The organism is Amycolatopsis xylanica, assembly GCF_900107045.1.
Lineage (GTDB): Bacteria > Actinomycetota > Actinomycetes > Mycobacteriales > Pseudonocardiaceae > Amycolatopsis > Amycolatopsis xylanica.
Genome location: NZ_FNON01000005.1, coordinates 679,319 through 704,058 on the forward strand (window position 1 = coordinate 679,319; position 24,740 = coordinate 704,058).

Genomic DNA, 24,740 nt, shown 5'->3' on the forward strand with positions numbered 1-24,740 from the left:
AAGGCACTTCCGATGCCAGCGGATTTCGGACAGGGGTGTCGAAGGTCTCCCCGGCGTGGCGTGCGGCGAGACGACCGTATAACGACCTATACTGCGGGGCATGACAGAGCAGAGGATGAGCGCGCCGATCACGTCCGCGGATGTGCTGGCGTGGCTGGAAAACGCCACGGAGGCGGTCCGGCGGGGTGAGCTGGACGCGGACTCGATCATCGGCTTGCTCGGCGAGTTCCGGCAGGCGTCGACGGCGTGCGCGAACGCGTCCGACTGGCTGCTGCTCGCCGCGCGCGAGGAGGGGGCGAGCCTGCGGCAGATCGCGCCCGTCTTCGGCAAGGGATACGTGCGGGCGCCTGCCGCGCGGCTGGAAAAACTGCACAGGCAGGTTCAGAATTCGGGCCAGTGGCTGGAAATTCTGCGCAGGCATGAGGGGTAGCGACGATCGGACTCGGCCGATCGAGTGAGCGTCATGGTCTAGACCATGCGTCCGGCGGATCGTTTGTTTGGTCACAAACGACTACCGCCGGAGGCGACCGTGACCCACCACGACCACGAACCGGAAATCCACGATCGAGGCCTGGCCTTCGACATGGCGACCATGCTCGACCGCAGGCGGGTGCTCGCGCTGTTCGGCGCGGCCGGGCTCGCGACCATCGCGGGCGGCGCCGCGCTCGCCGACGGCGGCACGACGGCGAGCGCGGCCGAAACCGCCTGCGCGGGCAAGGTTCCCGAGGAGATCGTCGGCCCGTTCCCCTCGGACGGCACCAACGGCCCGAACATCCTCACCAAGACCGGGGTCGTCCGCAGCGACATCCGGTCCAGCTTCGGCGGGCTGAGCGGCACCGCGGCCGGCGTGCCGGTGCGGATGGAGCTGACCATGCTCAAGGCCGGCACCTGCGCGCCGCTGACCGGCGCGGCCGTCTACGTCTGGCAGTGCGACAAGGACGGCAAGTACTCGATGTACGCCTCGGGCGTGCTCAACCAGAACTACCTGCGCGGCGTGCAGGCCGCGAGTTCCACCGGGCTCGTCACGTTCACGACGATCTTCCCCGGCGCGTATCCCGGCCGCTGGCCGCACATCCACTTCGAGGTCTACCGCACGGTCGCGGAGGCCACCGCCGCCGGCGACCCGATCGCCACCTCCCAGCTCGCCTTCCCCGCGGCCGAGTGCACGGCGGTCTACTCGACGGCGCCGTACGCGTCGAGCCTGCCGATCTTCCGGCGCACCTCGCTGTCGCAGGACATGGTGTTCCGTGACGGCTACTCGAAGCAGATGCCGGTGCTGACCGGCAGTCCGTCGGCCGGGTACACCGCGAAGCTGTCGATCAGCATCTAGGCGCATAGGGTGCGTGGGGTGTCCACTCCCACGCACCCACTGCCTCGGGTCGGCCTCGGCCTGGCCGCGCTCGGCCGCCCTGCGTACATCAACCTCGGCCGGACCGACCAGCTCCCGCCCGGACGCGACATCGAGGCCATGAAGGGCGCGACGCACGAGGTGCTCGACGCCGCTTATCAAGCCGGAGTCCGCTGGATCGACACGGCGCGGTCCTACGGGCTGGCCGAGGACTTCCTGGCCGAGTGGCTGACCGAGCGGCGCCCGGAAGACGTGACCGTGTCGAGCAAATGGGGCTACGCCTACGTCGGCGGGTGGCGGCTCGACGCCGAGGTGCACGAGGCGAAAGAGCATTCGCTCGACCGGTTCCGTGCACAGTGGACGGAAAGCCGCGAGCGGCTCGGCGGCGTGCTCGCGCTCTACCAAGTGCATTCGCTGACCGCGGACAGCCCGCTCTTCGGCGACCGGGCGCTGCTGGATGCGCTGGCGGCGCTGGCCGATGACGGCGTGCGTGTCGGTTTTTCCACGTCAGGGCCCGCGCAGGCCGACACGATCCGCCGCGCGTTCGAACTGACCGCGCAGGGACGGCCGGTGTTCACCTCCGTCCAATCCACCTGGAACCTGCTCGAACAATCGGCGGGCGACGCGCTCGCGGAAGCCGCCGAAGCCGGGAATTCCGTGCTGGTCAAGGAAACCCTCGCCAACGGCAGGCTCGTCGTCGAGCCGCCACCCGCCATCGCCGCGTTCGCGAGCGAGCGGAACGTCACGCCGGACGCGGTCGCCGTGGCGGCCGTGCTGGCGCAGCCGTGGGCGTCGACCGTGCTCGTCGGACCGGCGAGCACGGCCCAGCTCGCGTCGAATCTCGGCGGCGCCGGACTCGAGCTCGGCGCCGGGGATTTGGCGCTGCTGTGTGGTTTCCGTGAATCCGCCACGGACTATTGGGCGAGCCGATCCTCCCTGCGGTGGCACTGAATGACTCGACTAGTCTGCTCCGCATGCCTCGTCGGGGAGCGGCCGTAGTCGCCGCGGTCGCGCTGCTGGGATTGTCGGGTTGCGCCGACCGGCCGAACGATCTCGACACCTACTACGACGACCCGACCACCTCGGTGAAACCGCCGTCGCCGTCCGCCACGCCCGTCCCGCCGCCGCCCAGGCCGTCGGCTTCGGCCAGTGTCGAACGGCCCGTGTTGCTGACCGCCGCGGACCTCGCGGAGGAGGGCGTCGAGCGCGCCTCCGTCGGACCGGCGAAGGGCTGCCTGGCCGAGTTGCCCGACAACGTGATCGGCGAAGCCGCGTGGTGGTATCCGACTGGCGCCTCGCTGAACCAGCGTGTGGTCTCGTTCCCGCCGAAGGGCGCCGGAGCCGCGCTCAAGGCGGTCAAATGCGACGGCCAGCAGCACACCATCCCCGCCCAGCCCGGTGTCGACGCCCAGCGGGTCTGGTGCACCGGACCGACGTGCACGGTCCTGCTGGCGAAGGGCGCGACGCTGTCCGCCGTGCAGGTCACCGCGGGCTCGGCGGCGCGGGCGCTCGACGCGGCCAAGCGGCTCGCGCCGCTCGCGGCGGAGAAGCTCGATCAGGTGTAGCGGCGGAACCACTCCCTGATGCCCTGGCGGCCGTCCGGGATGAACGGGCTGTCCGGATCGTCGACCCAGGCCCGCAGCTCATCGAGCGGCATCCAGCGGCCGTCGACGATCTCTTCCGGCTGGTGCACCACCGGCCCGTCCCAGCGCACTTCGAAGGCGAAGTTGTGGCAGCGGATCGTCCCGTCCTGGTAGACGTCGACGAACAGCGGGACCGGGCTTACTCCTGAGATGCCGAGTTCTTCGGCGAGTTCACGGGTCGCGCACTCGGCCGGGGTCTCACCGGCCGCGACCACGCCGCCCGCCCAGCAGTCCCACGTACCGGGATAGACATCCTTGTCAGGGGCTCGCAAATGGACGTAGACGGCGGTTCCATCGCCCGAACGGACCAGCACCACGCCCGAGGCGTGCCACAGGCCTTCGGCCCGCATCACCCTCCTGGGTGCGCTTCCGACCACTGCTCCAGCGGGGTCATAGAGGGCAACGAGTTCGTCACTGGCAGACACGCGGCCATCATCGCAGTGGCTCAACCCGTAGGGTGTGTGCATGCGGCGGATCATGGGAACCGAAGTCGAGTACGGCATCTCGGTGCCGGGCGACGCGACGGCGAACCCGGTGTTGACCTCGACTCAAGTGGTGCTGGCCTACGCGGCCGCGGCGGACATACCGCGGGCGAGGCGCGCACGGTGGGACTACGAGGTGGAGTCGCCACTGCGCGACGCGCGTGGCTTCGACCTGGCGGGCCCCGGCGGGCCGGGCCACGACCCCGACGTCGAGGACCTGGGCGCGGCGAACGTCATCCTCACCAACGGCGCGCGGCTCTACGTCGACCACGCGCACCCCGAGTACTCGGCGCCCGAGGTCACCAACGCGCGCGACGCGGTGATCTGGGACAAGGCGGGCGAGCGGGTGATGGAGCTGGCCGCGATGAAGGCGGCCACCGTGCCAGGCCAGCCCCAGCTGCAGCTCTACAAGAACAACGTCGACGGCAAGGGCGCGAGCTACGGCACGCACGAGAACTACCTGATGGCGCGCTCGACCCCGTTCACGGCCGTGATCGCCGGGCTGACGCCGTTCTTCGTGTCGCGGCAGGTCGTCACCGGCTCCGGGCGCGTCGGCGTCGGCCCGCAGAGCGAGGAAGCGGGCTTCCAGCTCTCGCAGCGTTCGGACTACATCGAGGTCGAGGTCGGCCTGGAGACGACGCTCAAGCGCGGCATCATCAACACGCGCGACGAGCCGCACGCGGACGCGGACAAATACCGCAGGCTGCACGTCATCATCGGTGACGCGAACCTGTCGGAGTACTCGACGTACCTCAAGGTCGGCACGACCGCGCTGGTGCTCGACATGATCGAGTCGGGCATCCGGTTCGACGACCTGAAGCTGGACGAGCCGGTGCGCGCGGTGCACCAGATCAGCCACGACCCGACGCTCAAGGTGAAGGTCGCGCTGGCCAACGGGCGCAAGTACACCGGGCTGGACCTGCAGTTCGCCTACCACGAGATCGCCGCGGCGAACCTCGACCGTACCGGCGCCGACGAGGCGTCCAAAGAGGTCCTGCGGGTGTGGGGCGAGATCCTCGACGCGCTCGCCCGCGACCCGCAGGAGTGCGCGGACCGGCTGGACTGGCCCGCCAAGCTGCGGCTGCTGGAGGGCTACCGCGCCCGTGACCAGCTCGCCTGGGGCGCGCCGCGGCTGCGCCTGGTCGACCTGCAGTACTCGGACGTGCGCCTCGCCAAGGGCCTCTACAACCGCCTGGTGACCCGAGGGTCGATGAAGCGGCTGGTCACCGAGGAGGAGGTGCAGGCGGCCATCACCACCCCGCCGTCGGACACCCGCGCCTACTTCCGCGGCCGCGCGCTGGAGAAGTACGCGACCTCGATCGCGGCCGCTTCGTGGGATTCGGTCATCTTCGATGTCGGGCGTGAGTCGCTGGTGCGGATCCCGACCCTGGAGCCGCTGCGGGGCACGAAAGCGCACGTCGGGAAGCTGCTGGACGACGCGGCGACCGCTGAGGAGCTCGTCGAGGCGTTGACCGGGTCTGACTGACACGGCTCGGCTGTGGCGAAAATGTCATGACTGCTGGGTAGGCTAGGAAACGACGGCTACACCTGGAGGCGAAATGGCTCAGGAAAAGATCGAAAAGCATGGCGGCGGCGACTCCGACGAGGAGCTCGGCGCCGACGGTTCGGCCGGCCAGGAACGCCGCGAGAAGCTCGGCGAAGACGTGGACACGATCTTGGACGAGATCGACGACGTGCTGGAGGAGAACGCCGAGGACTTCGTGCGCGCGTACGTGCAAAAGGGTGGTCAGTAAGCCTCCTCCGCCCGTTTCACAGATTGGACCTGAGAGCACGTATGGGAAACACCGCTGGTAACCAGGGCTCCGCGCTGCCCGCTGCCTACTTTTCGTCGGCGACCTCGTCGTTCTCCGACTTCTTGCGCGCGCAGGCGCCCGAGCTGCTGCCCAGCGCGCGCCTGGCGCCGGGCATGCAGGCGCCGGAGGCCCCGCACGGCACCACGATCGTCGCGGTCACCTTCGCCGGTGGCGTGCTGATCGCCGGTGACCGCAGGGCGACCTCGGGCAACCTGATCGCCACCCGGGACATGGACAAGGTCTACGTCACCGACGAGTACTCCGCGGTCGGCATCGCGGGCACCGCGGGGCTGGCGCTGGAGATGGTCCGGCTGTACGCGGTCGAGCTGGCGCACTACGAGAAGATCGAGGGCGTCTCGCTCTCGCTCGACGGCAAGACGAACAAACTGTCCACGATGGTCAAGGCCAACCTCGAGATCGCGATGGCGGGCCTCGCGGTGCTGCCGCTGTTCGCCGGATACGACACCGAGGCCGAAGACCCCAAGCGGGCAGGCCGGATCGTGTCGTACGACGTGACCGGCGGCCGCTACGAGGAGCACGCCGGCTACCACGCGATCGGCTCGGGTTCGCTGTTCGCGAAGTCGTCGCTGAAGAAGTTGTTCGACCCCGACGCCGACGTCGAAGGCGCCACCAGGGTGGCGGTCGAGGCGTTGTACGACGCGGCCGACGACGACTCGGCGACCGGCGGGCCGGACCTGGTGCGGCGCATCTACCCGACGGTGGTCACCATCACCGCCGAGCACGGTGCGGTCGCGCTGCCGAAGGAGCAGGCCGCCGCGGTGGCCGAGGCCGTGGTGAACGGCCGCGCCGAAGCCGCACGCGGACGCTGACCCTGCCCTCTTCTTTGATCTCTAGAACGGAGCAACGACCGTGACGATGCCGCTGTACGCCTCTCCCGAGCAGTTGATGCGGGAGCGGTCCGAGCTCGCGCGCAAGGGAATCGCGAAGGGCCGCAGTGTTGTCGCGCTGAAATACCGCGGCGGGATCCTGTTCGTCGCGGAGAACACGTCGGCGACGCTGCACAAGGTGTCCGAGATCTACGACCACATCGGGTTCGCGGCCGTCGGCCGGTACAGCGAGTTCGAGAACCTGCGGGTGGCGGGCATCCGGCACGCGGACCTCAAGGGCTACCAGTACGACCGGCGTGACGTCAGCGCGCGTGCGCTGGCCAACGCCTACGCCGCGACGCTGGGCAGCATCTTCACCGAGCAGCTCAAGCCGTTCGAGGTGGAGATCTGCGTGGCCGAGGTCGGCGCCTCGTCGGCCGAAGACCAGCTCTACCGGCTGACCTACGACGGCTCGATCTTCGACGAGCCGCAGTTCGTGGTGATGGGCGGCCAGGCCGACACGATCTCCACGAAGCTCAAGGAGTCGTACGAGGCCGAGCTGGAGCTGGGCCCGGCGGTCGCCATCGCGGTGGCGGCGCTGCGCTCGACCACCACCAACGGCAAGACCGAGGCCGACCCGATCAAGCTGGAGGTCGCGGTGCTCGACCGCGACCGCCCGCGCCGCTCGTTCCGCAGGCTCACCGGCGCGGCGCTCGAGGCACTGCTGCCCGCCGTGCCCGAGGCGCCGAAGGACGAGGACGCCAAGGACGAGGACAAGCCCAAGGACTGACCGTCGGCTCAGGCTCCGGGTAAGTAAACAAGGGCGGCCCTTGTCACGCTAGAGGTGACAAGGGCCGCCCTTGTCACGTCTTCGATCGTGCTCACAACCGAATGACAACCGGGGTGCGTTACCCAGGTAGTGAGCGGGGCGCGGGGTGCGCCGCGCCTCACGCACGGGGGTGTCGATGAGAGCGAAGGTGCGCGCGCTGCTCGGGGTGCTGCTCATGGCGGCCGGCGGGTTCGCGTCGGCCTCGGTCGGGCAGGCCGAGGAGCCCGCGCCGTGTCCTGCGGCGACGGTGAGCGCGCAGTGGCAGGCGCAGCCGGAGGGGTCGGCGCCGGGGCCGCCGCGTAAGTACCGGATCCCGGTGACGGTCACCGCGCCCGCGGGGTGCACGGCGAACGGCACCGTCCGGTACCGCGTGGTCGACGGCAAGGCGCACGGGGTCTTCCCCGAGTTCAGCGCGGACAACGGCAGTGACTACGGCGCCGATCCGTCGATGCCGTTGATGGGTGAGCTGTCCTGGAAGGGCTCGCTGGAGACCCAGTACGTCGACGTCGCCGTGAACCAGGATTTCCTGCCCGAGCAGAACGAGGCGTTCTGGCTCGAGCTGTTCGAGCCGAGCGGGCTGGTCGTCGCCGAGGACCGGGTGCCGAACGCGGTGAACGACGACGACGGGAAGCCGCCGCCGGACGCCGTGGTGGTCGCGCCGGACGGGAAGATCTGCTGGAAGTACTGCGAGGTGCCGGTGTACGGGTTCGGCTTCGGTGGCGCACAGGCCGCCGCGAACGGCTCGCAGACGATGACCGTCCACTATCGGACGGTCGAGGGACCGGGCGGCCCGGTGGGGTACGTGCCGGTGCGGGACGCGGTGCTCACGCTGAGGGCGGGCCAGCCGTTGACGAAGGCGAAAGTGCAGCTGCTGCCGATCGATCGGGAGGTGAAGTTCGAGATCGAGTTCTTCGAACCCGCCGGCGGGAAACTCGGGATGCGGCGGACGGTGGTGACCATCAAGCCGTGGCGTTGACGGCTTCGGCTTCGGCCGTCGCGTTCGCCTGCCGGAACAGTTCGCGGGCTCTGGACCGGTGGGTGGCCGCGGCGGCCGTCCTTTCCTGACGGTCTGCCAGCTCGGCCAGGTCGCGGTGCAGCCGGGCCTCCTCGTAGGGGTCCGGCACGACCGTGCGCACGGACAGCGCCAGTTCGAGGTTTTCCTGTGCGGCGCCGAGGTTTCCGGTGCCGAGCCGGGCCCGGCCGAGCTGGCCGAGCGCGGAGGCCTCGCCGTGCCGGTCACCGACGTCGCGGCTGATCAGCAGCGCCTGTTCGAAGTCGGCGAGCGCGGCCGCGAAGTCCTCCAGTCCTAAGTGGACGAGTCCGGTGTGGAGCAGCGACTCCCATTCCTGCCAGCGGTCGCCGATCGAGCGGCTGCCCGCGAGTGCCTCGCCGAGGTGGGTGAGCGCGGCGGTGTGGTCGCCGAGCTCGAGATAGGCCTCGCCGAGTGTGTCCAAAGTGGCCGCTTCGAGCCTGGCGTTGCCGAGTTTGCGGAACGTGGTCAGCGCGTCGGTGAGCGGGGCGAGGCTTTCACCGGCGCGGCCCATCTGGATGTAGGTGTGGCCGAGGTTGCGCTGCGACAGCGCGCGGCCGAGGTGGTTCTCGGCGGTGGCGCAGCGGGCGACGGCGAGCTTGTGCGCGACGATCGCCTCGTCGAACCGGCGAAGCTCGGCGTAGGCGTTCGCGGTGTTGTTGTAGACGTGGCCTTCGCCGTCGAGGTCACCGGCCGCCTGCACGGTGCGCAGCGCCAAGGCGTTGGTGGCCAAGGCATCGGTGAGCCGCCTGGTCATGAAGTAGGACACGCCGAGCGCGCGCAGCATCTCGCTTTCGGCGAGCGGATCACCGAGTTCGGTGGCCGCGGCGGCGCCTTCGCGGCACAGCTCGACGCGTTCCTGCCAATGACCGGTGGTGTCGTAGAAGCTGGTCAGCAGGTAGGTGAGCTGCCAGGTCGCGGCGAGCCTGCCGCGCTCGCGCGCGTAGCGGACCACGGGCAGGAGGTTGTCGCGCTCGGCGTCGAGGAACGCGAGCGCGGCGTGCCGTTCCGGCTCGAACGGCAGGTCGGTGACTGGGTGTTCGGGTGCCGGGTCGACCAGGTCGCGGTTCGGGTCGATGGCCTTGTTGGCCGCCGCGGCGACGGAGAGGTACCAGTCGACGAGCCGGTCACCCGCGCCGGCGAGCGCGTCCGGTGACTCGTCGGCGGTCGCGCACTGGCGGGCGAATTCGCGGATCAGGTCGTGGAAACGGAAACGGTCCGTGCCCGCGGGTGTCATCAGATGCGCGGTGCTCAGCTCGGCCGCCGCCGACCGCGCGGCGGCCACCGGCATCGCGCACATCGCCGAGCCGAGCGAGGTGCTGAATGTCGCGCCCGGCGTGAGGCCCAGTCTGCGGAACAGGGTCATCTGGTCGGGGCTCAGCGGCTGGTAGGCGCTGGCGAGCACGGTGCGCACCGTGCGCGAATCGCCTTCCACGGCGAGGTTGTCGAGCCTGCCCGCACCCGCCAGTTCGGCGGCGAGCTGCGCGATCGACCGGCGCGGGTCGCCCGCGAGCCTGGCCGCGGCGATGCGCAGTGCCAGCGGCATCCCGCCGCACAGATGCGCGAGCCGCGCGGTCGGCCCCGGCTCGCGGGACACCCGTTCGGCGCCGAGCACGCGAGTCAGCAAGGCCATCGATTCCGCGTGGGAGAACGAATCCAGCGCGATCGGGTGCACCGCGTGCCTGCTGCCGAGCGCGGCGAGCGCCTGCCTGCTCGTGATCACCAGCAGCGCCTGGTCGGTGCCGGGGATCAGCGGCAGCACCTGGTCGACGTCGCCTGCGTTGTCGATCACGATGGCGCAGCGCCGGTCGTGCAGCAGCGAGCGGTAGAGCCCGGCGCGCTCGGTGAGGTCGCCGGGGATGCGCTCGTCGGGCAGATCGAGGCTGCGCAGCAGATGCGCGAGCGCGTCCGCCGCGGACATCGCGCGGCGCGGGTCGTGCCCACGCAGGTCGAGGAACAGCCTGCCGCCGGGGAACCGGCCCGCGATCCGGTGCGCCCATTGGACGGCGAGCGCGGTCTTGCCCATGCCCGCAGCGCCGGAGACGACGACGATCGGGCGCTCTGGCTCGTCGAGCAGCCGGTCCAGACCGGCCAATTCGGAGTCGCGGCCGGTGAAATGGCCGACCCTGGCCGGAATCTGCGCGGGGACCCCGGTGCTCGGCTGGCCGGGTTCGAGTTCGGGATCGCGGCGCAGGATCGCGGTGTGCAACGCGAGCAGCTCAGGTCCGGGATCGACACCCAGCTCCTCGGCGAGCCGTTGCCGGACGACACCGAACGCTTCCAGCGCGTCGGTGTAGCGCCCGCACCGGTACAGCGCGAGCATGTGCGCGGCGGCGAGGCGTTCGCGTGCCGGATACTCGGCCTGAAGCCGGGCGAGTTCCGGTGCGGCGTCCTCGTGGTTTCCCAGCCGGAGCTCGGCGTCCCAGAGATCCTCGATCGCCGACAGCCGCAGCTCGTGCAGCCGGTCGATCTCGCGGCGGCCCCAGCCGGCGAGCGCGGTGTCGGCGAAGGCGTCGCCACGCCAGAGTGTCATCGCCGAGCGCAGCGCGGAGACCGAACTCGCGAGCCCGGGGTCCTTTTTGGCCGCGCGGACACGGCGTTCGAACAGCAGCGCGTCGACCGTGTCCGGATCGGCCGCGAGCAGATAGCCGGGATTGCGGGTGTGCAGCACCTGGCCGAACCCGCAGGCGTCGAGCGCCTGCCGGATCCGCGCGACATGGCTGTGCAGTGTCTTGACGGCCGTGCGCGGCGGATCCTCGCCCCACAGCATGTCCACCAGCCTGCTGCTGGGCACGACACTGCCCGCGTGCAGCGCGAGCACGCCGAGCACCGCGCGCTGGCGTGCGCCGTGCAGCACGCAGGGCCCGGCGGGGCCGACCGCCTCGACCGGGCCGAGTACGCGCAGCTCGCTTCCCATGGTGGAGCGAGCGTATCCACGCGCGATCGGTGCGAAAACGGCCAACCGGACGACAACCGGTTCACAACCCGCCGAGCCGACGCTGGACCGGCAACCGAACCAAGGCGAAGGGGAGCCGATCATGCGACGACTTCAGCGGTGGTGGTCCACCGTATTCGTGGCCGCGCTCGCGGCGATGCTGCTGGGCACGGTCCCGGCGTCGGCGACGCCGTCGTACCGCGACGTGTTCATCCGGGACAACGCCGCCGACGTGGCGGGCGCGGAGCCCAGCGCGGGCGCCGTCTGGTCCAGCCCGGACATCTGGGTCTGCCCGCCGTGGGACGCGGGCTGCGCCGTCGACCACAACCCGATCGTCGGCCAGCTGAACTGGGTCCACGTCAAACTCAACCGCAAGCTGGGCGCCGAAACCGACGTCACCGGCACGCTCCGGCTGTACTACACGGCCATGGGCGGCGCGGCGAACTGGGGCGGCGACGCGGACCCGTTCGACGACTGGACCAAGATCACCGACGCGTTCGGCGTGATCGTGCCGCCGGGTGGCACCGAGCTGGTGCTGCCGTGGAACGGCGTGCCCGGCCCCGGCCACTACTGCCTGCTGGCCAGATGGGATTCCGCGGCCGACACGATGACCACGGCCGAGGGCGCCAACACGCTGACCAACACCCGCAATAACAACAACATCGGCTGGCACAACGTGAACACGGTCGAGCTGCCCCAACTGCAGCCGCAGCCGGAGCCGTTCATGATCGGCAACCCGTGGCGTGAAGGCGACTTCAAGACCAACCTGGTGCTCGCGGCGGACGGGAAACCCTTCGTGGGCCCGGGAAGGATCGTCGTCGACCTCGGCCCCGAGCTGGCGGCGCGGTGGAAGCAGGCCGGGCAGCGCGGTGTCGGCGTGCGGCCGGCGGGTGACACGACGGTGGAGATCGTGGACGGCAAGTTCGCCCGGATCGACGGCCTGGTGCTGAAGAGCCGCGAGCGGGTCCCGGCGAAGATCGTCTTCACCGCGGGCACGGCCGCGGCGGGCGGGCAGTTCGTGGTCCGCGTGAACCAGACGGACGGGCAAGGTGTCGACGTCGGCGGCGTCGAGTATCGCCTGACCGTCAAGTAAGAGGAGGGGACGTGAGGGTCTTCGCGGGCCGTGGGGCGCGGCTCGCGAAGACCCTCGCGGCATGCCCGGGATAAAGCGGGATAAAGCGGGCTTTATCCCGGGGAAAGCACCCGGGATAAAGCCCGCTTTATCCCGGGCCTCAGGGAGTTGAGGGGCCCGCAGCAGAGCCGGGGGAGTGGAAGTGCTGGTCCGCGAACACGAGCAAGTAGGGCAGCGTCGCGCGCGCGGTGTGCCAGGTGTGGTTGAAGCCCCGCTCGACGTGCACGACCGCTTCCTGCCCGCGGGCGTGCAGGGCGTCCGCGATGCGCTTGGCCGTCGTGACGTCCGTCGGCGCGCCCGAGCCGACCGCGAGCATCACCGCGACGGGGGCCGGGAAGTCCATGGTCGGCAGATACTGCCGGGGCGTGTCCGCGCGGATCGCCGCCTGGTCCCCGCCGAGCACGCTGATCGAGTTGTTCAAATCGTCGTACGGCAGCGCGATGATGAGCGTGCCGAACTGCTGGACGTGGTGCAGGCCGATGTTGAGCGCCGCGAAACCGCCGCCGGACATGCCGCCGAGCGCGCGGCCGCTGCGGTCGTTGACCGTGCGGTAGCGCTGGTCGATGGCCGGGACGACCGTGTTCGCCAGGTAGTTCTCCAGCTGCGGGCCGCCGGGGATGTTCAGGCCTTCCCAGTCCTGGCTGGGCTGCCCCGCGGTCATGTCGACACTGACCACGATCATCGGCGAGATCAGTTTCGCCTTGCCGAGCGAGTCGAGGCTGCCGGGCGCGTCGCCGGAGGTCAGCCAGTCGCGCGGGCCGCCGAACGGGTAGCCGTGCACCAGGTAGACGACCGGGTAGCGGCGGTTCGCGTTCTCGGGGTCGAAGTAGCCGGGCGGCAGCAGGACGAGGTTCTGGCCCGCGGGGATCTTGTTGGGCGGGTCGGCGAGCGTGACCGTCTCCGTGCGCGCCTCGCCCTTCTTCGGCGGGGTGCCCGGCGGGCTGACGCTGGCGCCGGGTACCGGGGTCGGCGCCTCGGGGTCGTTCTTGCCGTCGTCGAGGAAACGGCCGGCCGCGTTGAGGACGCCGCCGCCCTTCTGGAGCAGCTTGCCGAGGTCGTCGGGGGTGCGGACGTAGCCGACGTAGGTGTTGACCGCGGTGATCGCGGCGACCAGGAAGAACACGCCGGCGCCGGTCAGGCTCCAGCGGCGGGCGCGGCGGTTGCGCCACAGGCAGACGGCGACCGTCACCGCGGCGACCGTCCACGCCGCCGCGGTCAGCCAGATCAGGGGCGACTCGAGTGGCCCGAGCTGACGGGCGCGGTCGGTGATCTCGTTGGGCAGCACCGGGTCGGCGATCACGGGTGGCCCGCCTCCAGGCCCATCCGCTCGTTCAGGAACGGCAGCGAGTCGCGGAACGCGGTGCTCCAGGTGTCCCAGTCGTGCCCGCCGGGAACGACCATCGACTTCACCTGCATGCCCGCGCCCTCGGCGGCTTCGACCGCGTTCGGCATCTGGCTGGTGAACGGCTCGTCGTCGTCGCCGGCCGCGAAGACGCCCGCCGATTCGGGAAGTTTCTTGGTTTCCAGGATCTTCAGCGGATCCTGGCGGTCGTAGGCGGCTTCGTCACCGCCGAAGACCTCGTCGATCGCGGCTTCCCTGGTCTCGCGCATCGGCCGGTCCTCGCCGGAGAAGTCGAGGAACGTCGGGTACAGCTTCGGGTGCCGCACGGCGAGTTCGAACGCGCAGGTGCCGCCGTAGGACACGCCGGCGACCGCCCAGGAACGGGTGTTGCCGTCGACGCGCAGGTGCGCGTTGACCCACGCGGGCACGTCCTGGCTGAGATAGGTGTCGACGTTGCCGAGCGGGCTGTCCATGCAGAGCAGGTCTTCGTCGTCGACGCCGGTGTCGTCCGGCGCGATGATCACGGGCATGCGGCCGTTGTGCTCGGTGGCGTATTCGTCGAGCGCCTGGACCACTTCGCCCTCGTCGAACCAGTCGGAGACATCGCCCGGCACGCCGGACAGCAGCACCAGCACGGGCGGCTTGGCCGATCCGGCGCCGTACCCGGGCGGGAGGTAGACCTTCGCGTCCCGCGCGCGGAACGCGGAGCTGGCGGCGGGGATGCGCACGGTCGACACGGCGCCCGCGGCCAGCGAGGCCTGCTGGGTGCCGGTCAGTGGCACCGGCACCGCGGGCGCGCTGCTCTGCGCCGTCGCACACCCGGCGGCGAGCAGAACCGCCGCGGGTACGGCGAATCGCACCTTGGTCTTCACCCGCATCGAGAAACTCCACCCTGCGTCAGCTGCTCAGCGCCAGCCCCTTCCGATCACTCTATTCGGTGCCTATGAGTATTCAGTGAGGACGCCCGTCGATCAGCGCGCCGAGCCCGTCGATCACCCGGTCGAGTCCGAAAGCGTAAGCATGCTCGGCGTTGTAGGAAGACTGGTGCGCCGCACCGGCCGCCGACCCGATCCGCGCGGCCGTCGGATGGGCGTCGGCGTCGAAAACCCTGGTGAGCAAGGGTTCGTTGGCTGCCCACCATTCCTCGTCGTTGAGCAGGCCGTCGAGCTGGGAACTCTTCTGCTCGGCCGCGGCGCGCGAGGTGGCGTTCACGAACGAGAGCACGTAGGTCAGCGCGGCGTCGGTCTCGACCTCGTCGAGCGGCGTGCCGTCGAACGCCTGGAGCTCGTGGTCGTACTTCGCCATCAGGCCGGGACCGAGCGGCGGGCGGATGGTTGAGACGTTCGCCACCCACGGGTGCCGCTCGTACAGCGCGCGGTTCTCTTCGGCGACCGTGCGCACCCGCTCGCGCCACGGCTTTCCGGCGTGCGCGGCGCGGGGCATCCGCTGATAGACGAGGTCGAGCATCAGGTCGAGCAGCTCGGCCTTGCCGGGAACGTAGGTGTAGAGCGACATCGGCGCGACGCCGACCACTTCGGCGACCCGGCGCATGGTGACGGCCTCGATGCCGGTCTTGTCGGCCAGCTCGATGGCGGCCTCGACCACCTCGTCGACGGTCTTGCCCTGCTTCGGGCCGCGCGCGGCGGGCCGGTGTCCGGGGTCGCGCCAGAGCAGCTCGAGGGTGCGTGCGGGGTCACCGGCACTGCTGCGGTCGATCGGCATGGGCTCCATCCTTGCGCAGAAACCTCGTACTAGGTACTCTGTACAACGTACGAAGTTTTCGGTTAGCTCTTTTAGGGGACTTACTTGCAGGTCACAGCTTCGGCCATCTCATTGAACGTCGACGACGTACCGGCCTCGAGCGCGTTCTTGGCCGAGCACTTCGGCTTCCGTGAGCAGATGGCCGCGGAGGGGTTCGCCTCGCTGACGCGGGACGACGCGGCGATGGACGTCATCTTCCTGCGGCGGGGGATCGAGGTGCTCCCGGAAGGCTTTCGGGACCAGCACGCGGCCGGGCTCATCGTCGCGCTCGTCGTCAAGGGCATCGAAGACGAGGAGCGCAGGCTTCGCGACGAGGGCGTCGCCATCACGATGGCGCTGCGCGAAGAGCCGTGGGGCGAAAAGCTCTTCCAGGTCACCGACCCCAACGGCGTGGTCATCCAGCTGGTGGAGTGGGCTCAGTGAGTGCGGTAGATCGTCAGCGCGCTCGACCGTGACTTGAACCGGAACACGTTGCCGAGCGGGCCGACCTCGCCGTCGGTGGCGACGCGGCGGTTGCCGTTCAGCAGGTTGACCTCCAGCTCGGGCAGGTCGAGCTCGACGTAGACGTGGCTCGCGGACAGCGAGTTCGTCAGCATCGCGAGCACGAACCGCAGCCGCGAGTACGGCAGGTCGGCGCGCAGGTAGCGGACGTCGAGCAGGCCCGTGTCGAGCGCGGGCCGCCTCGACGGCGCCAGGCCCTTGGGCGCGTAGACGCCATTGCCGACGAAGAGCAGCCACACCTCGGCGTGCTTGCCGTTGAGCTCGACTTCCAGCGGCTTCGCGTGCCGCAGCGCGCGGACCATGGCGATCGCGGCCGATGGCCACTTCGGGAAGCGCTTCTGGAGCTTTTCGCGCAGCCGCACCATCTCCGGGTAGCCGCCGATGCTGGCCGTGTTGACGAACCAGCGCTGCTCGGTCTCGCCCGCGCAGTCGATCTCGACCTCGCCCAGGTCGATGCCGACGGCCGAGCCCGCCTCGGTCGCGGCGTCCGCGTCCGGCATGTCCTTGACGCCGACGTCGCGCGCGAAGTGGTTCAGCGTGCCCGCCGGGATCAGCGCGAGCGGCAGGTGGTAGTCGGCCGCGACGGCCGCGACCGCGGCCACCGTGCCGTCCCCGCCCGCGACGCCGAGCGCGCGGATGGAGTTGCCGCGCATGTGGATCTCCTGCACGAGCTGCTCACGCACGTCGAGCTTGGGGTCCGGGTAGATCAGCGTGGCCTTGGGCCAGGCGTAGCGGACGTCCTCGGTCGGGTCCTGGCCGTCGACCCCGGAGTGCGGGTTGACCAGCACGAGCATGTCCTCGCCGTCGACCATGAGCGGCGCGTCGGCGCTGTGCGCGGTCCTGGCCGGGATGTCCTCGTGCAGCGGCCACCAGTGCCGGGTGATCGCGGCGGCGCCGAGGCCGATCGCGATGCCGGCGCCGACGTCACTGGGCCAGTGCACCCCGGTGTGCACCCGCGAGTACGCCACCGCGGCCGCGACCGGCGCGACCGCCAGCCCCGCCTTCGGTGACTCCATGGCCACGGCGGTCACGAACGCGGCGGCCGAGGCCGAGTGCCCGGAAGGGAACGACGAGGACGTCGGCCGGTTGACCAGCCGCCGGTGCGCCGGCACGAGCTCGGCGGCGGGACGGCGGCGGGGGAAGATCGGCTTGCCGATGAGGTTCGCGGTGAGGCTCGCGCCCGCGATCGCCGCCACGCCCCGGAGCGCTCCACGGCGCGCCGGGCCCTTTTTTACGGCCAGCAGGATCGCGATGACCCACCAGAGGCGTGCTTTGTTGGCCGATTGAGACAGCTTCGTAAGAACGTCGTCCGCGCGTGTCGCGGGGATGGCCGCACTGGCCCTCATCAGCCGCTTGTCGGTGCGGCCGACCTTGCGGAAAGGGCGCATGAGCTGCTCGAACACGGTACTCAACTCCCGAAGCTGACGCGCTGAGGATCGCCCAAAGCGGGCGCGTTTTCACGAAGAGCAACGTATCCCACCGCGTGTCGCCGCCCGAACGGCGCACCGGAGGAGGGGGTGTTGCGCCTACTCTTGTGGAATGCAGCGGCGGATCTTTGGCATCGAGACCGAGTTCGGGGTCACGTGCACCTTTCACGGGCAGCGCAGGCTCTCGCCAGACGAGGTGGCGAGGTACCTGTTCAGGCGAGTGGTGTCCTGGGGGCGGTCTTCCAACGTCTTCCTGTCGAACGGCTCCCGGCTCTACCTCGACGTCGGCAGCCACCCCGAGTACGCCACGGCCGAGTGCGACGACCTGACCCAGCTCGTCACGCACGACAAGGCCGGTGAGCGGATCCTCGAGGACCTGCTCGTCGACGCCGAGCGCAGGCTCGCCGACGAGGGCATCGGCGGCGACATCTTCCTGTTCAAGAACAACACCGACTCCGCGGGCAACTCCTACGGCTGCCACGAGAACTACCTGGTCGGCCGGGCCGGTGAGTTCTCCAGGATCGCCGACGTGCTGCTGCCGTTCCTGGTCACGCGGCAGCTGATCTGCGGCGCCGGCAAGGTGCTGCAGACCCCGCGCGGCGCGGTGTACTGCCTCTCGCAGCGCGCCGAGCACATCTGGGAAGGCGTCTCGAGCGCGACCACCCGGTCCCGCCCGATCATCAACACCCGCGACGAGCCGCACGCCGACGCCGAGCGCTACCGCAGGCTCCACGTCATCGTCGGCGACTCGAACATGGCCGAGCCGACGACCCTGCTCAAGGTGGGCTCGGCGAACCTGGTGCTCGAGATGATCGAGCAGGGCGTCCAGTTCCGCGACTTCACGCTGGACAACCCGATCAGGGCCATCCGCGAGATCAGCCACGACCTCACCGGCCGCCGCCAGGTCCGGCTGGCGGGCGGGCGCGAGGCCTCGGCGCTCGACATCCAGCGCGAGTACTACGCCCGCGCCGTCCAGCACGTGAAGGACAACGGCTCCGGCGCGACCGCCGACAAGGTGATCGAGCTCTGGGGCCGCGCGCTCGACGCGGTCGAGCAGCAGGACTTCAGCAAGATCGACACCGAGATCGACTGGGCGATCAAGCACCGCCTCGTCGAGCGCTACCGCAACAAGCACGACCTCGACCTGTCGAGCCCGCGCATCGCCCAGCTCGACCTGGCGTACCACGACATCCGGCGCGGCCGGGGCGTGTTCGACCTGCTCCAGCGCAAGGGCCTGGTCCGCCGCATCACCGACGACGGCGAGATCGAGCTCGCCAAGGACACCCCGCCGCAGACGACCCGCGCCAAGCTGCGCGGCGACTTCATCGCGGCCGCGCAGGCGGCCGGGCGCGACTTCACGGTCGACTGGGTGCACCTCAAGCTGAACGACCAGGCGCAGCGGACCGTGCTGTGCAAGGACCCGTTCCGCTCGGTCGACGAGCGCGTCGAACGCCTCATCGGGTCCCTCTAAGGGCTCGTGAGTGGCGTGGCCGGTTAGAACCGGCCACGCCACTCACGACCCCGGCTTCACAGGCCGAAGCTGATCACGCGTTCGGGGTGGATCCGGATGATCGGCCCGCCGATGGGCGCCGCCGAGTCTTCGGGCGCCTCGATCGCCTCGGCGCGCCCGCGGATCTCGACCATCCGCACCCGCCACGGGTCGACCGACGCGATGTCGTCCACCACGAACGCGATGCGGTCGTTGCCCGCGAGGTTGCGGTACTTCCGGCTCGCGGCCATGTTGTAGCCGCCGATGTCGATGGTGCCGGTGGCCTTGTTGTACCCGAAGCCCACGGGGTTGTTCTGCAACGTCCCGTCGGGCCGCGCGGTCGCCAGCCTGCCGAGGCGCTGGGTGGCGAGATAGTCGAGCTCGGTTTCGCTGAGTGGCATGCCCCGACGCTAAAACCTCCAGATTGCTTGAGGTCAAGGGCGGGATAAAGCGGGCTTTATCCCGGGCGGGAGGATGTATCTCCAGGGCATGTGCAGCGAGGGGCGATGATGAGGGTGTTGACGCGGCTGGGGCTGGTGTTGGTGTTGCTGGCCGTCCCGCTCACCGGGTGTGATCCGGCGCCGGAACCGGCCGCGCCGGTATCGGGGGACCGGCCGGAGGCAGATCCGCGGCTCGCCGCCTTCTACGGGCAGCGGGTGAATTGGACCGACTGCGGGCGGTTGCGCTGCGGCCGGATAAAAGTGCCGGTCGACTACGCACGCCCGGACGCCGGGACGTTCAGCCTGCCGCTGGTGCTGGCGCCCGCGACGAGGCCGGACCGGCGGATCGGGACGATGGTGGCTGGCGCGGGCGGGCCGGGCCAGTCCGGGGTCGCCATGGTCAAGGATCTCGCCGAGACCTGGCCGTCCGCGGTGCGCGAGCGGTTCGACATCGTCGGGTTCGATCCCCGCGGGGTCGGCGGGAGCGAGCCGAAGCTCCGGTGCGAGGTCTCCGACGAACCGTCCGGTGCGGCGCTGCCGGGCCTGCCGCTGGTCGGGGCTTCGGTGGCCAAGGCCAAGCGATTCGCCAACGCGTGCCTGTCGGACACGGGCGAGCAGATCGTGCGTCACCTCGGCACCACGGAGGTGGTCGGCGACCTCGACGTACTGCGCGCGGTGACCGGTCAGGAGAAGCTGACCTACCTCGGTTACTCGTACGGGACCCGGATCGGCCAGCGGTACGCGGACCGGTTCCCCGGCCGGGTGCGCGCGATGGTGCTCGACGGCGTCGACAACGTGTACCTCGAGTGGGACGACGACGCGGTTCAGCAGGCCGAGGGTGAGCAGCAGGCGATACAGGCGTACGCGAAGGAATGCGCGGTGCGCACCCGCAAGCCCTGTCCTGGCAAGAACGAGCAGGAGATCCTCGCCGCCGTCAAGCGGGCGTTCGACGGGCCCGATGGCGAGGCCGTGCGTGCGGAGTTCGGCGAGAAGATCCTCTTTCCCGCCGACTGGGCCGACCTGTCGGAGTTGCTGATCGAACCGTCGCAGCAGGACGACTCCGGCGACGACGCCGAAGACACCGAGGACGACACCGAGGACGACACCGAGGACGCGGCGACCTCGGTCGTGAACTGCCTCGACCATCCGAGCCCCACCGACCTGTCCGCTTACGAACGCGCCGCCGAGCGGTTGCGGAAGGCCTCGTGGCTCGGCGACGGCGCCGAGCTGCTCGACTGCGCGTTCCTGCCCGCCGCGACCGCGCGGCCGTCGGTAGTGCGTGCCGAGGGCGCGCCCATCCTGCTGGTCGGGACCACGGTGGACGCCGCGACCCCGTACCGCTGGGCCGAGGCGTTGAGCAAGACACTGACGTCGGGGACCCTCCTGACCAATGTCGACGTCGGCCACTCCGTGTACGGCGGCGACTCGCCTTGTGTGGACGAGAACGTGAACCGCTACCTGATCGAGGTGAAGCCGCCCCCGGTGCCCGCGACGTGCTCGGCGAAGCCGGGAAAGTGAAACCACTGGCAATCGTTGGCGCGACCAACTAATGTTCGTTGGCATGACCAACGAAATCACGCCCTTTCACGTCACCGTCGACGACGCCGACATCGCCGACCTCAAGGAGCGGCTCGCCCGTACCCGCTGGCCCGAGCGCGAGACCGACCCGTCCCAGGGCGCGCAGCTCGACCGTGTCCAGGCGCTCGCCGAGTACTGGGCGGACGGCTACGACTTCGGGTTCGTCAAGCGGCTCAACGCCTTCCCGCAGTTCCGGACCGAGATCGGCGGGCTCGGGATCCACTTCCTGCATGTCCGCTCGGCGAACCCCGAGGCGCGCCCGCTGCTCGTCACGCACGGGTGGCCCGGCTCGGTCGTCGAGTTCCTCAAGGTTCTCGGGCCGCTCAGCGCGGACTTCCACGTCGTCGCGCCGTCGCTGCCCGGGTTCGGCTGGAGTGACAAGCCGAGCGAAACCGGCTGGGACGTCGATCGCATCGCGCGAGCCTGGGACGAACTCATGACCAGGCTCGGCTACGAGCGCTACGGCGCCCAGGGTGGCGACTGGGGCGCGACCGTCACCGCCAGCCTGGCCAGGCAGTTCCCCGAGAAGATCGTCGGCGCCCACTTCACCATGGCGGGCGTCAAGCTCGACGACACCACCTTCGACGACCCCACGCCGTTCGAGATCAAGGCGCTCGCCGACCTGACCAGGCATCGCACGACCGGCTCCGGCTACCGCGCGTTGCAGGACACCCGTCCGCAGACGCCGGGCTACGGCCTGACCGACTCGCCCGCCGGGCAGCTCGCCTGGATCGCCGAGAAGTTCTGGACCTGGACCGACCCGGACCATCCGCTCACCGACGAGGAGATCCTCGACGACATCTCGGTCTACTGGTTCACCGCGACCGCGGTCTCGTCGTCGCGGATCTGCTGGGAGAGCTCGGGTCTCGACGCCCGTGAGGTCGCCGTGCCGTCGGGGGTGACGATCTTCCCGCACGAGATCGTCCGGCCGTCGAAGCGCTGGGCTGAGAAGCGTTTCACCGACCTTCGCTGGTACGACGAAGTCCCGCGAGGGGGCCACTTCGCGGCTTACGAACAGCCTGAGCTCTTCGTAGAGCAGGTGCGCGCGTTCTTCAGTCTCCTGGCTTAACAAGACGTTCGGATGTGTCGCCGGGCGGGCGGCTCCGCAAGGATGCGGGGATGCGAAAGCTCTTGCTGCTGACCGCCCTCCTCCCGCTCCTGCTGCCGGGCACGGCGGGCGCCGCCGAAGACTGCGTTCCCGTTTGGCGGGACACGCCGTCCGGGGTCGACGCCCAGCTGCGCGGGCTCGACGTCGTCTCCGGCCGGGTCGTGTGGGCCAGTGGCAGCAAGGGGACCGTCCTGCGCACCACCGACGCGGGCAAGACGTGGCAGAAGGTCGGCCCGCCGGGTACCGAGGCCCTCGAGTTCCGGGACATCGAGGCGTTCGACGCCGAGCGCGCCGTCATCCTCTCGATCGGCAACGGCGGCGACTCGCGGATCTACCGGACCGAGGACGGTGGCAAGAACTGGCGGCTGAGCTTCCAGAACGCCGACGAGAAGGCGTTCTACGACTGCGTCTCGTTCTCTGACGACCGGCGGGGGTTGGCGCTGAGCGATCCGGTCGACGGCAAGTTCCGCGTTCTGTCCACTGAGGACGGTGGGCGGACCTGGGCGGTCAACCCCGGCGACGGGATGCCGGACGCGCTGCCCGGCGAATTCGCCTTCGCCGCCAGCGGGCAGTGCCTCACCACGTCCGGGCGGGACGCGTGGATCGCGACCGGCGGCGGCGCCAAGGCCAGGGTGCTGCGCTCCGGGGACGGCGGGCGGCACTGGCGTGCCTCGGACACGCCGATCCCGAGCGGTGAGGCGGCCGGTGTCTTCTCCGTCGTCTTCCGCGATCCGGGACACGGCGTGGCGATCGGCGGCGACTACAAGGTCCCGGCCACCTCGGGCGCGACCGCGCTGAGCTCCGACGGCGGCCGTACCTGGCGCACGCCGCCGCAGTCGCCCGCCGGCTACCGGTCCGGGCTGGCCTGGCGCGGGAACACGGTGCTCGCCGTCGGGCCGACCGGCAGCGACTACAGCCCGGACGGCGGCCGTCACTGGCGGCAGTTCGACACGGGCAGCTTCGACTCGGTCAGCTGCGCGCGTGGCGCGTGCTGGGCGTCCGGGGCGAAGGGCAGGGTCGGGGTTCTGGACCGCTAGGCCCGGAAAAGCCAGTACCTCCCGATCGGGCGGACGCGGGCGGGCTAGGGTGGTCGGGTGTCCACCGCCCGCGCCGAACGCCTGGTCAACCTGGTGCTCGCCCTGCTGTCCACGCGGCAGTACCTCAGCGCCGACCGGATCCGCGAGATCGTGCCCGGCTACTCCGACGCGCCCACCGACGAGGCGTTCTACCGCACCTTCGAGCGGGACAAGACCGAGCTGCGCGAGCTCGGGATTCCGTTGGAGTACGGCCGGAACTTCGTCTACGAGCAGGTCGAGGGCTACCGCATCGCGCGCCGCGACTACGAGCTCGGCGAGATCGAGCTGAGCCCGGACGAGGCGACCGCCGTCGGGCTGGCCGTGCGGCTGTGGGACTCGCCGGAGCTGACCGGGCAGGCGCAGGGCGCGCTCGTGAAGCTGCGCGCGGCCGGTGTCGAGATCGACGACCAGGCGCCGACCGTGGTGGAACCCAAGGTGCGCACCGAATCGGCGTTCGGCCCGCTGCTCGCGGCCGTGCAGAACGGCCAGGCCGTGCAGTTCGAGTACCGGCGCTCCGGCTCGCCCGAGTGGCTCATGCGGACCATCGAGCCGTGGGGCGTCGTGTCGTGGCGCTCGCGCTGGTACGTCGTCGGGCACGACCGCGACCGCGACGCCCCGCGCTGCTTCCGGCTGTCCAGGCTCAACGGCAAGGTCAAGACCGTCGGCAAGCCCGGCGTGGTCCGCCGCCCGGCCGACGTCAACCTGCTGCAGTTCGTCGCCGGGTCCAGCGGCGGCTCCGACGACCAGTCGCCCGTCGCGACCGCGCGCGTCTGGGTCGCGGACGGTCGCGCCGCCAACGTCCGCCGCCGCGGCCGGGTGGTCGGGCGCGACACCGCGGGCGGCACGGAGGGCGACGTCATCCAGATCAACCTGTACTTCCCGGAGAGCGCGGCCGACTGGATCGCCGCGCAGGGCCCCGACGCGCTCGTGCTCGAACCGGACGTGCTCGCCAAGGCCGTCCGCGAGCGGCTCGAGGCCGTGGTGCACGGAGGGGTCCGATGAACGACCGGATGCCGCGCCTGCTCGCGCTCGTCCCGTACCTGCTGGCCAGGCCGGGGATCAGCTTCGAAGAGGCCTCGCAGGACTTCGACATCACGCCCAAGCAGCTCCGCAAGGACCTGGAGCTGCTGTGGATGTGCGGCCTGCCCGGCTACGGGCCCGGCGACCTGATCGACCTGTCCTTCGAGGGCGAGACGATCACCGTCACCCACGACGCCGGGATGAACCGCCCGCTGCGGCTCACCGGCGGCGAGGCGACCGCGCTGCTGGTCGCGTTGCGCGCGCTCGCGGAGACGCCCGGCGTGCTCGACACCGACGCCGTGCGCCGCGCCATCGCCAAGATCGAGGCCGCCGCCGGGCGCGCGCAGCCCGCGGGCGTGGTCGTCGGCGGGGGAGTGCGCGAGGGCAAGCGGACCGCGCGCACCCGCGAGATCGTCCAGCAGGGCCTGCACGCCGGGAAGGCGCTGCGGATGCGGTACTACTCGGCCTCGCGCGACGAGATCAGCGAGCGCACGGTCGACCCGATGCGGATGCTGATCGTCGACGCCGTCGCCTACCTCGAAGCCTGGTGCCGCCGCGCCGAGGGCGTCCGGTTGTTCCGGCTCGACCGCGTCGAGCACGTCACCGTGCTGGACGAGCCCGCCCAGCCGCCGCCGGACGCCAGGCCGACCGACATCTCCGGCGGCGTCTACTCGACGCTGCCGCAGCAGCCGGAGGCCGTGCTCGTGCTCGCGCCCGACGCGCGCTGGGTGGCCGAGTACTACCCGTGCGAGGAGCTCGACGAGCTCGAAGGCGGGCGGCTGCGGGTGCAGATGCGCTACGGCGACGAGTCGTGGATGGTGCGGCTGGTGCTCGGGCTCGGCGGCGACGCGGTGGTCGAATATCCGGCGGAACTGGCGGCCGCTGTCCGTCAGCGAGCCGTCGACGCGCTGGCGCGGGCGCGTCACCTGGCGTCCGCTTCGAACCAGTAGGGTTACGG

24 protein-coding genes are annotated in these 24,740 nt (G+C 70.5%); 17 read left to right on the forward strand and 7 right to left on the reverse strand.

The window, feature by feature from the left end:
* Positions 1 to 100: 100 nt before the first annotated feature.
* The 4 genes from BLV57_RS25990 to BLV57_RS26005 all read left to right on the forward strand — a co-directional run bounded on the left by BLV57_RS25990 (position 101) and on the right by BLV57_RS26005 (position 2,913).
* Positions 101 to 430, forward strand: a complete 330-nt coding sequence (locus BLV57_RS25990) for a hypothetical protein (protein WP_091292931.1) — start codon at positions 101 to 103, stop codon at positions 428 to 430.
* 99 nt (positions 431 to 529) lie between these two features.
* Positions 530 to 1,330 (forward strand): intradiol ring-cleavage dioxygenase, encoded by an 801-nt coding sequence (locus BLV57_RS25995; protein WP_218134879.1) that lies wholly within the window; start codon positions 530 to 532, stop codon positions 1,328 to 1,330.
* A gap of 18 nt (positions 1,331 to 1,348) precedes the next feature.
* Positions 1,349 to 2,299 (forward strand): aldo/keto reductase, encoded by a 951-nt coding sequence (locus BLV57_RS26000; RefSeq protein WP_245757517.1) that lies wholly within the window; start codon positions 1,349 to 1,351, stop codon positions 2,297 to 2,299.
* A gap of 23 nt (positions 2,300 to 2,322) precedes the next feature.
* Entirely contained in the window at positions 2,323 to 2,913 is a 591-nt protein-coding gene (locus tag BLV57_RS26005) for a hypothetical protein (RefSeq protein ID WP_091292932.1), read from the forward strand.
* Here BLV57_RS26005 and BLV57_RS26010 read toward each other — a convergent pair.
* Complete coding sequence (locus tag BLV57_RS26010; protein ID WP_091292934.1) at positions 2,904 to 3,416, reverse strand: NUDIX hydrolase; 513 nt, start codon at positions 3,414 to 3,416, stop codon at positions 2,904 to 2,906. The two genes, BLV57_RS26005 and BLV57_RS26010, sit on opposite strands and share 10 nt — an antisense overlap.
* Positions 3,417 to 3,456: 40 nt before the next feature.
* Between BLV57_RS26010 and dop the strand changes: the two genes are divergently transcribed.
* The 5 genes from dop to BLV57_RS26035 all read left to right on the forward strand — a co-directional run bounded on the left by dop (position 3,457) and on the right by BLV57_RS26035 (position 7,919).
* Positions 3,457 to 4,959: a depupylase/deamidase Dop gene (gene dop / locus BLV57_RS26015; protein ID WP_091292936.1), complete on the forward strand. Its 1,503-nt coding sequence runs from the start codon at positions 3,457 to 3,459 to the stop codon at positions 4,957 to 4,959.
* 73 nt (positions 4,960 to 5,032) lie between these two features.
* Entirely contained in the window at positions 5,033 to 5,227 is a 195-nt protein-coding gene (locus tag BLV57_RS26020) for a ubiquitin-like protein Pup (RefSeq protein WP_091292937.1), read from the forward strand.
* A gap of 41 nt (positions 5,228 to 5,268) precedes the next feature.
* Positions 5,269 to 6,117 (forward strand): proteasome subunit beta, encoded by an 849-nt coding sequence (gene prcB / locus BLV57_RS26025; protein ID WP_091292939.1) that lies wholly within the window; start codon positions 5,269 to 5,271, stop codon positions 6,115 to 6,117.
* A gap of 40 nt (positions 6,118 to 6,157) precedes the next feature.
* On the forward strand, positions 6,158 to 6,904 hold the full coding sequence (gene prcA / locus BLV57_RS26030; RefSeq protein ID WP_091292940.1) for a proteasome subunit alpha: 747 nt from the start codon (positions 6,158 to 6,160) through the stop codon (positions 6,902 to 6,904).
* Between the two features lie 175 nt (positions 6,905 to 7,079).
* Positions 7,080 to 7,919, forward strand: a complete 840-nt coding sequence (locus tag BLV57_RS26035) for a hypothetical protein (RefSeq protein WP_143047150.1) — start codon at positions 7,080 to 7,082, stop codon at positions 7,917 to 7,919.
* Here the strand turns inward: BLV57_RS26035 and BLV57_RS26040 are convergent.
* A complete protein-coding gene (locus BLV57_RS26040; protein WP_091292944.1) occupies positions 7,903 to 10,890 on the reverse strand; it encodes an AfsR/SARP family transcriptional regulator in 2,988 nt (995 codons plus the stop codon). The genes BLV57_RS26035 and BLV57_RS26040 overlap by 17 nt on opposite strands.
* A 121-nt stretch (positions 10,891 to 11,011) precedes the next feature.
* Here BLV57_RS26040 and BLV57_RS26045 point away from each other — a divergent pair, with 121 nt between their 5' ends.
* Complete coding sequence (locus tag BLV57_RS26045) at positions 11,012 to 12,001, forward strand: hypothetical protein (protein WP_143047151.1); 990 nt, start codon at positions 11,012 to 11,014, stop codon at positions 11,999 to 12,001.
* Between the two features lie 139 nt (positions 12,002 to 12,140).
* Here BLV57_RS26045 and BLV57_RS26050 read toward each other — a convergent pair whose 3' ends face one another.
* From BLV57_RS26050 to BLV57_RS26060, 3 genes are all read right to left on the reverse strand, one after another.
* Complete coding sequence (locus BLV57_RS26050) at positions 12,141 to 13,340, reverse strand: alpha/beta hydrolase (protein WP_342741219.1); 1,200 nt, start codon at positions 13,338 to 13,340, stop codon at positions 12,141 to 12,143.
* The gene (locus BLV57_RS26055) at positions 13,337 to 14,260 is read right to left on the reverse strand and encodes an alpha/beta hydrolase (protein WP_091292947.1); all 924 of its coding nucleotides are present in this window, start codon (positions 14,258 to 14,260) and stop codon (positions 13,337 to 13,339) included. Before BLV57_RS26055 ends, BLV57_RS26050 begins: the two co-directional genes overlap by 4 nt.
* Before the next feature lie 73 nt (positions 14,261 to 14,333).
* Positions 14,334 to 15,104 carry a TetR/AcrR family transcriptional regulator gene (locus BLV57_RS26060; RefSeq protein WP_091292949.1) on the reverse strand — a complete coding sequence of 257 codons (771 nt, stop codon included), beginning with the start codon at positions 15,102 to 15,104 and terminating at the stop codon, positions 14,334 to 14,336.
* A gap of 84 nt (positions 15,105 to 15,188) precedes the next feature.
* Here BLV57_RS26060 and BLV57_RS26065 point away from each other — a divergent pair, with 84 nt between their 5' ends.
* A complete protein-coding gene (locus tag BLV57_RS26065; protein ID WP_091292951.1) occupies positions 15,189 to 15,566 on the forward strand; it encodes a VOC family protein in 378 nt (125 codons plus the stop codon).
* On the opposite strand, the gene BLV57_RS26070 is transcribed toward BLV57_RS26065, so the two are convergent.
* The gene (locus tag BLV57_RS26070; protein WP_091292952.1) at positions 15,560 to 17,047 is read right to left on the reverse strand and encodes a bifunctional phosphatase PAP2/diacylglycerol kinase family protein; all 1,488 of its coding nucleotides are present in this window, start codon (positions 17,045 to 17,047) and stop codon (positions 15,560 to 15,562) included. The two genes, BLV57_RS26065 and BLV57_RS26070, sit on opposite strands and share 7 nt — an antisense overlap.
* A gap of 136 nt (positions 17,048 to 17,183) precedes the next feature.
* Here BLV57_RS26070 and pafA point away from each other — a divergent pair, with 136 nt between their 5' ends.
* A complete protein-coding gene (gene pafA, locus BLV57_RS26075) occupies positions 17,184 to 18,542 on the forward strand; it encodes a Pup--protein ligase (protein WP_091292954.1) in 1,359 nt (452 codons plus the stop codon).
* Between the two features lie 56 nt (positions 18,543 to 18,598).
* Here pafA and BLV57_RS26080 read toward each other — a convergent pair whose 3' ends face one another.
* Positions 18,599 to 18,961 (reverse strand): PPOX class F420-dependent oxidoreductase, encoded by a 363-nt coding sequence (locus tag BLV57_RS26080; RefSeq protein ID WP_091292955.1) that lies wholly within the window; start codon positions 18,959 to 18,961, stop codon positions 18,599 to 18,601.
* A 108-nt stretch (positions 18,962 to 19,069) separates the two neighbouring features.
* Between BLV57_RS26080 and BLV57_RS26085 the strand changes: the two genes are divergently transcribed.
* The 5 genes from BLV57_RS26085 to BLV57_RS26105 are packed head-to-tail and all read left to right on the forward strand — an operon-like array spanning position 19,070 to position 24,732.
* Positions 19,070 to 20,518: an alpha/beta hydrolase gene (locus BLV57_RS26085; protein WP_176968811.1), complete on the forward strand. Its 1,449-nt coding sequence runs from the start codon at positions 19,070 to 19,072 to the stop codon at positions 20,516 to 20,518.
* A gap of 43 nt (positions 20,519 to 20,561) precedes the next feature.
* On the forward strand, positions 20,562 to 21,647 hold the full coding sequence (locus tag BLV57_RS26090; RefSeq protein ID WP_091292958.1) for an epoxide hydrolase family protein: 1,086 nt from the start codon (positions 20,562 to 20,564) through the stop codon (positions 21,645 to 21,647).
* 50 nt (positions 21,648 to 21,697) lie between these two features.
* Positions 21,698 to 22,723, forward strand: a complete 1,026-nt coding sequence (locus BLV57_RS26095) for a WD40/YVTN/BNR-like repeat-containing protein (RefSeq protein WP_091292960.1) — start codon at positions 21,698 to 21,700, stop codon at positions 22,721 to 22,723.
* Between the two features lie 57 nt (positions 22,724 to 22,780).
* Complete coding sequence (locus BLV57_RS26100; RefSeq protein ID WP_091292962.1) at positions 22,781 to 23,764, forward strand: helix-turn-helix transcriptional regulator; 984 nt, start codon at positions 22,781 to 22,783, stop codon at positions 23,762 to 23,764.
* Positions 23,761 to 24,732 carry a helix-turn-helix transcriptional regulator gene (locus BLV57_RS26105; protein WP_091292963.1) on the forward strand — a complete coding sequence of 324 codons (972 nt, stop codon included), beginning with the start codon at positions 23,761 to 23,763 and terminating at the stop codon, positions 24,730 to 24,732. The genes BLV57_RS26100 and BLV57_RS26105 overlap by 4 nt, the downstream gene beginning before the upstream one ends.
* Positions 24,733 to 24,740: the final 8 nt, after the last annotated feature.